This is a genomic window from Psychrobacter pygoscelis, from assembly GCF_004335015.1.
GTDB classification, from domain to species: Bacteria; Pseudomonadota; Gammaproteobacteria; order Pseudomonadales; family Moraxellaceae; genus Psychrobacter; species Psychrobacter pygoscelis.
Genome location: NZ_RQRU01000004.1, coordinates 51,169 through 64,324, shown reverse-complemented (window position 1 = coordinate 64,324; position 13,156 = coordinate 51,169). Strand labels below are relative to the sequence as shown.

At 47.9% G+C, this 13,156-nt stretch carries 8 protein-coding genes; all 8 read right to left on the bottom strand.

Going from position 1 to position 13,156, the window contains the following annotated elements; genetic code table 11:
• Positions 1-44 precede the first annotated feature (44 nt).
• The 8 genes from mmsB to EGV92_RS10015 all read right to left on the bottom strand — a co-directional run bounded on the left by mmsB (position 45) and on the right by EGV92_RS10015 (position 13,063).
• On the bottom strand, positions 45-1,013 hold the full coding sequence (gene mmsB / locus EGV92_RS10050) for a 3-hydroxyisobutyrate dehydrogenase (protein ID WP_131669134.1): 969 nt from the start codon (positions 1,011-1,013) through the stop codon (positions 45-47).
• Between the two features lie 108 nt (positions 1,014-1,121).
• On the bottom strand, positions 1,122-2,519 hold the full coding sequence (locus EGV92_RS10045) for an enoyl-CoA hydratase/isomerase family protein (protein ID WP_131669133.1): 1,398 nt from the start codon (positions 2,517-2,519) through the stop codon (positions 1,122-1,124).
• 182 nt (positions 2,520-2,701) lie between these two features.
• Positions 2,702-3,484 (bottom strand): enoyl-CoA hydratase, encoded by a 783-nt coding sequence (locus tag EGV92_RS10040; RefSeq protein WP_131669132.1) that lies wholly within the window; start codon positions 3,482-3,484, stop codon positions 2,702-2,704.
• A 66-nt stretch (positions 3,485-3,550) separates the two neighbouring features.
• Positions 3,551-4,723, bottom strand: a complete 1,173-nt coding sequence (locus EGV92_RS10035; protein ID WP_131669131.1) for an acyl-CoA dehydrogenase family protein — start codon at positions 4,721-4,723, stop codon at positions 3,551-3,553.
• A 236-nt stretch (positions 4,724-4,959) separates the two neighbouring features.
• Positions 4,960-6,459 (bottom strand): CoA-acylating methylmalonate-semialdehyde dehydrogenase, encoded by a 1,500-nt coding sequence (locus tag EGV92_RS10030; RefSeq protein WP_131669130.1) that lies wholly within the window; start codon positions 6,457-6,459, stop codon positions 4,960-4,962.
• Positions 6,460-7,317: 858 nt separating this feature from the next.
• Entirely contained in the window at positions 7,318-9,342 is a 2,025-nt protein-coding gene (locus tag EGV92_RS10025) for a propionate--CoA ligase (protein ID WP_131669129.1), read from the bottom strand.
• A gap of 339 nt (positions 9,343-9,681) precedes the next feature.
• The gene (locus EGV92_RS10020; protein ID WP_131669128.1) at positions 9,682-11,352 is read right to left on the bottom strand and encodes a fatty acid--CoA ligase; all 1,671 of its coding nucleotides are present in this window, start codon (positions 11,350-11,352) and stop codon (positions 9,682-9,684) included.
• 475 nt (positions 11,353-11,827) lie between these two features.
• Positions 11,828-13,063, bottom strand: coding sequence for an MFS transporter (locus tag EGV92_RS10015; protein ID WP_131669127.1), 1,236 nt, complete (start codon positions 13,061-13,063; stop codon positions 11,828-11,830).
• Positions 13,064-13,156 lie beyond the last annotated feature (93 nt).

Below are 13,156 nucleotides of genomic sequence, written 5' to 3'. Positions count from 1 at the left end.
CAGCCAACTCTTAGTGAGCGATGATCGGGTTAAGAATAATTGGCTTAAGAAAGCACAGAAGGCTCGTATATTCCCATAATACTCGAGAAGTCTTGCTGGGAATAGCTTTTGATATGTGCGTCATAGAGCTCGGTAGCTTGACGTCCCATCGGCACCTCCACACCTGTGTCATTCGCCGTTTGTAGCGCTAAGTGCAAGTCTTTGTGCATATGCGCGCTCATAAAGCCACCAGTGTAGCCTCTACTTGCTGGCACATTGTCCATGACATTAGGGTATGGGTTATATACCTCTAAAGTCCAGTTGCGACCTGAGCTTTGCAGCATAATATCGGATAGCACCGCAGCATCTAAACCATTTTTGATGCCTAAGTTGAGCGCTTCAGCCGTTCCACTCATGAGGATACCTAATAGCATATTATTGCAAATTTTAGCCACTTGCCCCGCGCCATGATCGCCTGCGTGAAAGATATTTTTACCCATCGCCGTCAATATTGGCTTGGCCTGCTCAAATGCAGCCTTATCTCCACCGACAATAAAGGTCAGCGTCCCCGCAGTTGCACCAGCCGTACCGCCAGACACTGGCGCGTCTAAAAACACCAGACCATAGTGTTCGGCAACTTTTGCTACTGCCCTAGCATCGGCTGCGGCAATGGTACTACTGTCAATCACTATCGTCCCAGGCGCGAGCGACGCCAATAAACCATCGGCGAATTGGTTGTTGCGAATAGCATCCTCGATATCTTGAACTTCATCAATATTATCGCCCAAATAAACGCTTTTGACATGCTTACCTGCTGGTAGCATCGTAATAACGACGTCTGCGCCAGCGGCAGCTTGCTTAGGGGAGTCAGCAGTTTTGGCCCCTGTTTGGCTTAGCGACGCCTTTGCTTCAGCGGCTAAGTCAAACACAGTCACGTCAAATCCATTACTAACTAAGTTTTTAGCCATCGGCGCACCCATATTACCAAGACCAATAAAGGCAATTCGGCTAGTCTCTGTAGCACTGCTGGTCATATCATCACTCCTTGATGTGTTATTTGTTAGTCAAAGCGCTCTTTGATTGTACTGACTGACTATAATATTTATATAAAGGTAGGTTTTATAAAAGGGTTCAAAAATTATTTACCTCACTGCACCAACGCCATACGCTCTATCTGTCAACCATCCTTTGAAAAGGTGCTCACCTGATGGATAAGGGTTGGCAAAATGGCTATCGATATAAGCCAAGCCCTCTGGTGTTAGACAATCAGCAAGGGTCCTCGACCACTGCGGATTTTTGTCTTTATCAATCAGTAGTGCTCGCACGCCTTCTCTAAAGTCTGGATTATTGGCACAGTTCACCGCGACATTGGTCTCCAAGTAGAGAATTTGCTCAAGTGAGAGCGCACCGACTCTCTGGTATAGCTCATAGGTCAGCATGGCGGTGACGGGACAGCCCTTTCGATAAGTCGCTACTGCTTTTTGAGTCCAACTGTCAGTGGCGAAATCAGAATCCAAAGCAGCTAGCTTATCGTCATCTTGTAAAATGACATCGATATCTTCAATACCGCCAATAGTCATGAGCGTATGAATGGGCTGCCAATATTCAACCAGCTTACTTGGCTTTAAGGTTAGACTGTCTGTATTTGCCATTGAGATTTCCGCTAGTACGCGGCTGGTAATACTGTGGCTATGGCGTAAGGGAGCATCACCATCTGACGTTTGAGCAGCAGGCTGGGCGGTTGAGGTTTCATCTGCTTGTCGGTCTGCCGTTTGACCATTAGCGCTTTTACTATTGTTACTATTGTCGCTCCAATTAGTCTGCGTTAAGGCATCAATGAGCTGACTGTAGGCACTACTTGGTAGCGCATATTCAGCGAGATTGGCTAGCATCGCATCCTTTGCATTACATTGTGCGCCGGTAAGCCCTAAAAACAGTCCAACTTTGGCGGGCATTCGCTGTAAAAACCAACTGCCTGTCGCATCAGGGAATAAGCCAATGGTAATCTCTGGCATGGCGAAGCGCGTGGTGTCAGTGACGATTCGGTGGCTACAAGCGGCCATTAGTCCCATACCGCCGCCCATGATAATGCCACTACCCCATAGAATTATTGGCTTAGTATAAAAGTGCATTTGACGGTACAAGTCGTACTCGCTACCAAAGAACTCAGTGGCATAGGGATTGGCCGTCTGACTCGCCTCTCCAGATAGCTCGGTATGCTCAACCATACTGTCATATAACTTTCGAATATTGCCCCCTGCGCAGAATGCTTTATCGCCTGCTCCGCGCAGTAACACGGCAACGACAGCATCATCTTGCTGCCACTCAAGCAGTTGAACGCTTATGCGCTGGCACATATCGACACTTAACGCATTTAATGCCTTTGGATCGTTCAGTGTTATCTCAGCAATAAGATGGCCACATGAGGTGGGATACGTTTGAAATAAAGCGGACGCCTCTGAAGGGTCAACCTTAGCAGGACTTGAGGCTAATACATCATTATTATTCAAGTTGTTTGAATTATTAGGATTATTTTGCATAATTAAAGTGCCGTTAAGTTATAGATTAAATAGCTAAATCGAATGGTTCTATGCCGCTATTACTACATAGAACTTCACGTTTAAATACTTATTGTATTAGACCCATCACTACTGGTTCTACTGCTATTAAAACAGTCACTAGCGATTTAGTGGCAATTTAATAACTGTGGTCTCGTAAAATATTATTTATTTTGCCAAACTGGTTTGCGTTTTTCTAAGAAAGCTTGAACGCCCTCTGTTTGGTCAGCCGTATCAAATAGCTTAACAAAGGCTTCACGCTCTTTGATAAGGTTGTGAGCCGGCGGCGCATGTCTTGCCGATTGAATAAGATCTTTACAATAGCTGACCGCGACAGGCGATTGCTTAGCGACCTTTTGCGCCAGCTCTTGAGCGGCAGCTAAGCCTTGACCTTGGTTGGTGACCTCCTCAACGAGACCTATTCGCAGCGCCGTCTCGGCATCCACACGCTCGCCGCACAGTATCATACGCTTGGCCCAGCCTTCTCCAACGAGCCAAGGCAGGTTTTGTGTCCCGCCAGCACAAGGCAATAGCCCAACGCTAGCTTCAGGCAACGCCATGACCGCATGTGACTCTGCTATTCTAATATCGCAAGCTAGCGCACATTCGAGGCCGCCGCCCATGGCATACCCATTAATGACCGCGATACTCACGCCGCGATAACTGGTCAAGGCTTCAAAAGCCTCAGCAAAAGCAATGGCCATACTAATGGCATTGCCTTTATCACCATCAGCAAAGCTATTCAGGTCTGCACCTGCTGAAAAGAATTTGTCTCCTGACCCGTGAATGACAAGCGCATAGACCGACTCATTATTATTAAGGTCGTTCACAAGCGTGGTTAGCGAGTTAAGACCGTCCTTGGTCCAAGTATGGGCAGGTGGGTTATCTAAAGTCAGCGTAGCAATATGACCTTTGATAGTTAATGACATATTGGTATAGTTTGGCATCCTTGCTCCTATTATTTATTCGAGTTCTTTTAGTTTAATTCTCTATTAAGTTTAGAGCTTAACGAGCTAGCGCAGTGACAACAGCGCATCATCTTGCATCATACTTTTAGAGATAATGACACGCATAATCTCATTAGTGCCCTCAAGTATCTGATGCACGCGTAGGTCTCTGACGTGACGCTCAAGAGGATATTCGTTGAGATAACCATAACCACCGTGCAGCTGGAGCGCTTGGTTAGCGACTTCAAAACTCAAGTCTGTCGACATTCTCTTCGCCATAGCGCAGTAAGCGGTCGCTTGCGGGTGGCCTTGGTCAAGCTTGCTGGCAGCCAAATAAATCATTTGCCGTGCGGCAATCGTCTGCGTGAGCATATCAGCCAGCTTAAATTGCACAGATTGCAGGCCACCGATAGCGCTGCCAAACTGCTTTCGCTCCTGCACATAGGCGCTTGCGGTCTCTAGAGCGGCTTGCGCTGTACCGACAGCACAAATACCGATATTGATGCGGCCGCCATCTAGACCTTTCATAGCAAAGCGAAAGCCCTGCCCTTCCTCGCCCAGTAAGTTAGCCGCGGGTACTTTTACGTCTTTAAAATGCAGGCTACGCGTTGGCTGAGCTTTCCAGCCCATTTTGATTTCATTCTTGCCAAGGCTAATGCCTTCACTGTGCGCATCGACCACCAAGGCTGAGACCCCTTTGGGGCCAGGTCCACCAGTCCGTGCCATGACGACCAAGACATCGGTCTCGCCTGCACCTGAAATAAATGCCTTCTCGCCATTTAATAGGTAATAGCTGTCTGCGCCGCTGCCTTGCTTAACCGCTTTGGTCGTCAAAGAAGCCGCATCCGACCCTGCGTTCGGCTCAGTTAGACAATAGCTCGCTAGCCACTCTCCAGTCATCATTTTGGGTAAAAAGCGCTGACAGACATCGTCACTACCAAACTCGCCAATCATCCATGACACCATGTTATGGATACTAATATAGGACGCTACTGAGGTATCGCCCCACGCCAGCTCTTCAAAGACCAAGGCTGAATCCAACCGTGGTAGGCCTAAACCATCATAATCAGGATTGGTATATAGCCCTAAAAAGCCAAGCTCTCCTGTTCGCTTAATCACATCGACAGGAAAATGGCTCTGACGGTCCCACTCCGCCGCGTTGGGCTTAAGCTCATTCAAGGCAAACTGACGGGCGGCCTGCTGAAAAGCCTGCTGGTCTTCGTTTAAACTAAAATCCATGTGTCGTCCTTAACTTTAACTTTGTCTTTGATAGAAATCTCATTCTAACCTAATTGACCAAACTCTACGTTGATCGATTGGTAGCGGCTGCAATTAGTAATAGACAGTACTAACACCTATAAATTGATGGCTGCTCTCCTATTGATACAGTGGTAGAGCTTTAGTCATAAATACGTGTTCTATTGCTATTATTTCATTGAAAAGCACTTTATTGAAAAGCACTTCATTGAAAACTGTTACATTGAAATCGTGGTATTGACCTTACCGCGGCTAGCGTCATCATCAAACCAGCGCGCCGTGACCGTCTTGGCCTGGGTATAGAACTGCACCGCTTGCTTGCCATAAGGGCCTAAGTCGCCAAGCTTACTGGCTCGCGAGCCTGAGAAAGAGAACATCGGTAAGGGCACAGGAATCGGTAAATTGATACCCACTTGACCGACATCGATATTTTGCTGGAATTTATGCGCGGCGGCGCCTGACTGGGTAAAGATAGCCGTGCCATTGCCATTCGGATTGGCATTGATGATCTCGATGGCCTCATCAAGCGTATCCGCGCGCATGATACAAAGTACAGGGCCGAATATCTCTTGCGAGTAAATCTGCATATCAGTAGTGACATGGTCAAAGATGGTTGGTCCGACAAAGTTGCCCTTCTCATAACCTTCTACAGTGATGCCGCGACCGTCTAAGATTAGACTAGCCCCTTCATCAACGCCGGATTGAATCAAGCGCTCCACCCGCTCTTTGGCAGCAGGACTAATAAGCGGGCCCAAGTCTTTGTCATGCTTACCGGCAGCGACCACCAAACTTTCAGCCTTGGCCTTAATGTCGTTGACCCACTCGCCCGCTTGCCCTACTAATACCACGACCGATAGCGCCATACAGCGCTGACCTGCCGCACCGAAGGCAGCGCCAGCTAATTGATTCAAAGTTTGCTCTTTATTAGCATCCGGTAGGATAACCGCGTGGTTTTTGGCGCCCATCATACATTGGACGCGCTTGCCTGCTTGACCTGCGCGCTCATAAACGTGACGGCCAACGTTGGTAGAGCCGACGAATGATACCGCCTTGATATCGGGGTGGTCACAAATAGCATCGACGGTGGCTTTACCGCCGTGCACGACGTTAAGCACGCCTTCTGGGATACCAGCCTCAACCGCCAACTCGACCAGCCGCATTGTGACCATCGGGTCTTGTTCAGAGGGTTTTAGGATAAAGGTGTTGCCCGTGGCGATAGCCATAGGGAACATCCACAATGGGATCATCGCGGGGAAGTTAAATGGGGTGATGCCTGCGCACACGCCCAGCGGCTGCCAAATGCTATAGGTATCGACGCCAGTACCGACATTCTCGACGAAGTCGCCAATCTGTAAATTGGTAATACTCGCGGCATGCTCAACGACTTCCAAACCTCGGAACACATCACCTCGGGCATCAGCAATCGTCTTGCCCTGCTCTGCTGTTAGTGTCTCGGCCAGCTCGTCCATGTGCTCACGGATTAAGGCTTGGTACTTTAAAAAAACGCGCGCTCTGGTGCTAATTGGCGTCTTTCGCCATGTCTGAAAGGCAGCTTTAGCGGCAGCAACGGCTTGATTGATTTCATCGTCTGTGGTCTGTGGGACTTTGGCGATGACCTCTTGGGTGGCAGGGTCAGTCAGGTCAATCCATTCTGAGGTATTAGAATCTACAAACTGACCGTTGATGAGTTGTTTGACTGATTGAGAATTCTGATGCATGTGATGTCCTTATCTATTTGTTTTGAAGGCTATAAGCCGGCATAGGCAATCAATAATAGCAGCATAAATCCGTTTTACGCTGATAAATCATAATATTAGTCGAGCATTGTATCTTTAAATAATGAGCTTATAACAGTAAGTTCAAAGCTTTTTTATTCTTTAAAATGATAAAACATGTATCGTTATTATTGACTATAGCAATGTTTTGAATCTCAGGTCAAGGGGGCGAGCGAGTTTTTTGCTTAGTCGCCTCTTAGCTAGCAATTATGCCAAAAAGATATGGGATAAGCTTACTATGCGTGACAGACTTTTCGTCATCTAGATTCGGGATAGATATGACTTTAACGATAACTAAATGCCTTTCAATTTAGAAAGAATCACTGGTCGTAAGTTACGCCGCCTCAGCCATGTTAAGACTTTTAACAGGTAACTTCTCCCAGTCACTCATTTGCATGGTCAGTTTTACCGAGGGTTTACTATATTTTAATGCGCTGAAAGCAGTGAAGATCCGTTCCCTGAGCGAGGGTTAAAGCAAAGCACTGCTGTGCTCCGAGCGCCAGAGAAAATCGCTTAAAGGGGATTCTCTAAAAGACTAATAACTTATCTTAATGTAATAAATATAGCTAAGGCAGCCATGAGATGCGGTTTAGCCCCGATTGCAGCGGTATCCTGCTCGGCTGGGCGTGTTGCGGTGGCTAGAGTCTGAGATAGTCTCGCCGAGCAGGAATCTCTCAGCTCGTGCCACCGCCACGCCCAGCTGAGGAGATACAAGCGGAAAGCGGGATCGGCTCCATAAACGTCTATTAACTAGCGCTTAGGGAGCCAAAGAATCGCTCTCACTATCCTCACTCATCGAGCTTAATAATGCTCAATGGCTTTTTTGACGGCGTCGATGGCACTTGGGTCGTCAAGGGTGGACATGTCGCCCGGCTCTTGGCCTTCGGCAAGGGCGCGAATAGCACGGCGTAGAATCTTGCCAGAGCGAGTTTTTGGTAGCGCTTTGGGGAAGTAGACGGCAGCAGGTCTGGCGATAGCGCCTAGGGATTTGGAGACAGTACCGACGATTTGCTGCTCGATGCGGAAGCGGTTTTCGGTGTCATCGACGATAGTAGGGTCGCGCAGTACGCAAAAGGCCACGGGCAGCTCGCCTTTAAGCTCGTCATGGATGCCAACGACGCCGCACTCGGCGACTTCAGGGTGGTCGCTAATAGCGCCTTCAATCTCTTGGGTGCCAAGGCGGTGACCGGCGACATTGATGACGTCATCGGTGCGACCGAGGATGTAGTAGAAGCCTTCCTCGTCAGTCATAGCATAGTCTGAGGTGGAGTACTGCTGACCGTCAAAGAGGTTGAAGTAGCCATTGATAAAGCGCTTATCATTGCGCCAGACAGTGGTGAGGCAGCCGGGTGGTAGTGGGGCCTTGATAGCCAGTAAGCCTTTTTCGCCAGCACCGCACGCCTTTCCCGTCTCGGCATTGATGACTTGGGCGTTATAACCGTACATAGGGTAGCCAGGTGAGCCTTGCTTGTGCGTCTTGTCAGCGAATTTGGGCACGTGACTGAGGATAGGCCAGCCAGTTTCCGTCTGCCAATAGTGGTCTAAGATGGGGACGCCAAGATGACCAGAAAGCCACTCTGCGGTAGGCTCATCTAAAGGCTCACCGGCAAGGAAGAAGGATTTGACGCTACTGACATCGTAGCGGGTCATCCAAATCTCGTCTTGTTTTTTGAGCATGCGCACGCCTGTTGGTGCGGTAAAGAGGATATTGACTTTGTTGGCCTCAACGATGCGCCACCAGATACCTGGATTGGGGCGATGCGGCAGTCCTTCGTACATAATGCTGGTCATACCTGCCAAGAGCGGTGCATAAATGGTATAAGAGTGCCCCACTGCCCAACCGATATCGGATATCGCCCAAAAGGTCTCACCCGGCTTGCCATCATAGACATAGTCTATCGAGGCAGCCAAAGCCACCGCGTGACCACCAGTATCGCGCTGCACCCCTTTTGGCGCACCTGTAGTGCCTGAGGTATAAAGTAAGTACGACGGCTCATTGGACTCTACCCAGACTGGATCTACAGTAGCGTTATTATCACTACTGACCTGACGCTGCTCAGCATAATCGACATCGATATCTTCAGGCTCGTACGGCATGATACCGCGATCGATGACCAGCACATGCTCAGGCTTATGCTTGGCTTGCTCGACGCCTTGGCTAACTAGGTTCTTATAGTTAATCACCTTGCCGCCGCGCAGTCCTGCATCGACAGTAATGACCATTTTGGCTTCCGCATCATCCATGCGGACGGCTAGATTGTGCGCGGCAAAGCCACCGAATACCACCGAATGGACTGCGCCAATTCGTGTACACGCTAGCATGGCGAAGGCCGCCTCTAGCACCATTGGCATATAGATAACGACGCGGTCACCGCGGCCAATACCATGACGCTGTAACACATCGGCGAAGTAGTTAACTTCTTTATATAAGTTATTATAAGTTAGTCGGCACTTGGCGTAATCGGTATAAAATTCTACATGCGTGCCCAAGCGTTTAAAAGCGCCTTCGACATTAGGATGGTTATCTAATAGGTCTTGGTTAATCTCAGAGGAGACCCAGACAAAAGCATCTTGCTCGGCGCGCGCCTCTAAGTGACGGTCGACGCAGTTGTAGCAAAGATTGGTCTCGCCGCCCACATACCATTTGGCAAAGGGCAGCTTGCTGTCATCGAGGATTTGCTCGGGTGCTTTATGCCAATAAATACGCTCAGCTTGCCTGCCCCAAAAGCTCTCAGGGTCTGTCATAGAGGCTCGGTACAAATCATCAAAAGTCGTGGGGTCTTTGTCGATATTAAGCTGGCTAAACGGGGAGGTTTGGTTAGTCATAGTGGCTGTCCTTAGCGGCGTTGATGGTCAAAATTGCGAATCAATATGACGGTTGAGGTGGCAGTCCCTGCCGACCCTAATGCAAAATCTTAAAGATATTTGAATCGTTTAACGGTTAAACCGTAATAAAAAAGCTAGCTCACAGTTTAAAAACCGATACATAATGTATCATTTTAAAATGTAGGATTAAATTTAACAGAGTCAACGATAAAGGTCAATTCTTGATGGCGATAAAAAAGGCCACAAGGTATCTCATGGCCTTTTAAATAAACTGTCACTGACTTAAATAAACTGTCACTAACGGTTTAAAGCTTGCTACTTAATACCAGCAACTAGGTTTTAAATACCAGTTTGGTCAGCGAACAGTTCACGCATGGCTTTTTTGTCGTGCTTGCCTACCGAAGTCTTCGGTAGCTCATCGACAAATTTAAACTCACTTGGTACGCCATACTTTGGAATCATACCCTTTTCAACTGCTTGCTCAGCTACCGCTTTAATATCATCGGCAGTAGTGTCTTTATGATTTGGCTTTAAGATAATAGCCGCTATTGGGCGCTCACCCCACTTCTCATCACGAACACCAATCACGGCGACATCGGCCACAGACGGATGCAATGATAAAATAGTCTCAATCTCTAGTGAGGAGATCCACTCACCACCGGATTTAATGACGTCTTTTAGACGGTCGGTAATCTTAATAGTACCAGCTGGCGTCATATAGGCGATATCTGCGGTATGCATATAGCCGCCCTCCCAAAGCTCACGGCCTGCATCGTCATTTTTAAAGTAGCTTTGTGTGAGCCACGGTGCACGCAGAACCAGCTCACCTGTCTGCTTGCCATCATGCGGCAACGCTTTATCAGAGTCATTCCAAATCTGAGCATCGACCATCATGACAGGATTACCCGTCATACAGCGGCGGCTAATGTCTTCTTCTTCACTCATTTCAGGCTCAGCAGTACTGAACTTACTAAGACTAATCAGCGGCGCTGTCTCTGACATGCCGTAACCGGTATAGACTTCAATGTTGCTCGCTAAAGCAGCTTTGGCCAGACCTTCAGTCAAGCGTGAGCCACCGATGATCATCTTCAGACCAGCAAAGTCAACACCGCGCTTGTGCGCCTCGCCTAAGACCATCTGCAAGATAGTCGGTACACAGTGCGTAATACTGACCTTCTCATTGAGGATGAGATCCATCAAGGTATCCGGCGCATAACGGCCTGGATAGACTTGCTTGAGACCAATCATGGTCGCCGTGAATGGGAAGCCCCAAGCATGTACATGGAACATCGGCGTCATTGGCATATACACATCACCAAAGCTTACGCCTTGCTTGCTCGGCAATACGCCAAGTGAAGCCGCTTCAGTTAAGGTATGTAGCACAAGCTGGCGATGGCTAAAGAACACCCCTTTAGGGTCGCCTGTGGTCCCTGAGGTATAGAAGGTACTGGCGATGGTATTCTCATCGAAGTCTTGGAACTCAAACTCGTCGCTGGCTTGCTCTAGTAGTGCTTCGTACTCGCCGATCACACGGCTTTCATTACCACCAAAGACGCCTTCGTAGGAGACGCCGTTATCATCTAGCCAGATAATGTGCTCAATAGAGGAATTTTCAAACTGATAGTCTTTGACCAGCGGGGCAAATTCAGAATTAACCATCAATACTTTAGGCTTGGCATGGTTGATGGTGTATAGGATCTTTTCAGGCGACAGACGGATATTGACAGTCTGAATCACATACTGCGACATCGGCACCGCAAAGTATGACTCAAGATAGCGATGGCTGTCCCAGTCCATGACTGCCACCACATCACCATGCGCTAGGTTTAGGCCGTCTAGGACATTGGCAAGCTTAGCGATGCGCTTAAAAAAGTCTGCATAGCTCATGCGCATCTTGTCCGCATAGATGATCTCTTGCTCAGTCGAGACCGTCTTAGCACGGTTCAAAAGCTGCTTGATAATTAGCGGATAGGCGTACGCTGATGGGGCGCTGCTGTAATGGTTCGACATAAAGACGACTTCCTTGTAATAGGGTTAAAGATAAAAGGCAATATGGGTTTAACTATCATTTATCGTTCGATCTGATGTGCCCTCAAGGGTTACCGAGAGTTAGAAATTGATACACTAAGCAAGCTATTGTCTATCGGCACTATTTAAGATCGACATTATGTGAGACTAACCATAAAGCCTACAAAACCGAGCATGTCATTATTTGCCACTTTCGAACAACTGGTGCAAGAGAAGGTAATGAATTACTAATACCAACTCTTAAAAATCCTAGAAATTCTATAAGCTACTGCATAATCATGACTACTCTAACTCCTGATAGTAGGCAAAAAGTATAAGCTTGTAAAGCCACTCTAGTATTATTCAATTTTACTTCAATAATATAGGGTGATTATTTAGCCAATAAGCTGACATTAATTGATTAATGTTAACTATAACTTAAGTCTCTTAGCTATCATGCCCTTAATTAAATCGCGTATCAAGTCGCTTTATTCAGGCTTGTCTTCACCATGCCCAAGCTGGCAATAAGCAGCGCTACGACTTGAATAGCGAGCAATAACCAAACGGTCCAGAGCCACTGACCACGAGCATAAGCCAATCCACACGCCCACGCCCCCAAGGTGCCACCTGCATAGTAGCTCATATAGTATAGTCCAGATGCCAATGAGCGCCCCTTAGCGACATTGACCGCGATATAGCTGATGGTTGCCGATTGGGTAATAAACACCCCAGATGACATAACACTTAGCCCAACGATGATCAACCATAACGGTGCAGACAAAGTCAATAGAACCCCTAACATAGACATAATAACCGCAGCAATGACGGTCCGAGCAGAGCCAAAACGGCGCACAATACGCGAGGACAACGGCGTAATAATGACCCCAATTAAATAGACGGCAAAAATATTGGCCAGCTGACCGGTGCTTAAGGTATAAGGTGACTCGGCCAAATGTAGATTAATAAAGGTAAAGCAGCCGACTAAAGAAAACAGTACACAAGCACCAAGTAAGCATGCCGAGATGACATAGCGATTGGTCAAGTGACCCGCGAGTGTCTGCAGCGCCGAGCGGAAATTAGGATTTGCCTCAAAGTGCTGCGAGGCCGGTAAGGTCCTAGTCACCCAAATCGCCCCCGCTAGCGTCAGGCCCGCCATCACGTAATACGCATTGCGCCAGCCCATCCATTCATGCAAGTGCCCTAATATAAAACGCCCCATAAAGCCGCCAAAGACCGTCCCTGAGACATAATAAGACATCAGCTCTGTCACCGCGCGACCTTTGAACTCCTCACCGACATACGCAATCGTCACCACGGTAATCCCTGGCACAGAAAGCCCCTGCATAAAGCGCCAAAAGGTTAGCCACTCCATACTAGAGCTTAGCGCAATCAGCGCCGTAGGCACTGCTAAGAAAAACAGTGCTCCTGTGATAAGCAGCTTTCGACCGATGGCATCAGACAGCATGCCTAAAAACGGTGACATAATGGCAATCGCCATAACCGTCGCACCTACGCCCATCCCGACCTGAACCTCTGTGGCTGAGAAGCTGTGCATTAATACGGGTAGTATCGACTGAATCGAATAGACCTGTAAAAAGGCAAACATACCAATCAAGGCAATCGTAAGCTTTAAGATAAATGATGGCGACTCTGAAGGCGTATTCTGAGAAGCATTAGCGGATATATTGGAGCTTGAAGCTATTTTAGATGACATGAAACAGACCCTCTGATTCACCGAATCAAAGTAACAAAAAGATAATAGGGAATAAGGCTATAACCATAGTGCTGCAAATATGACCTTGGCATA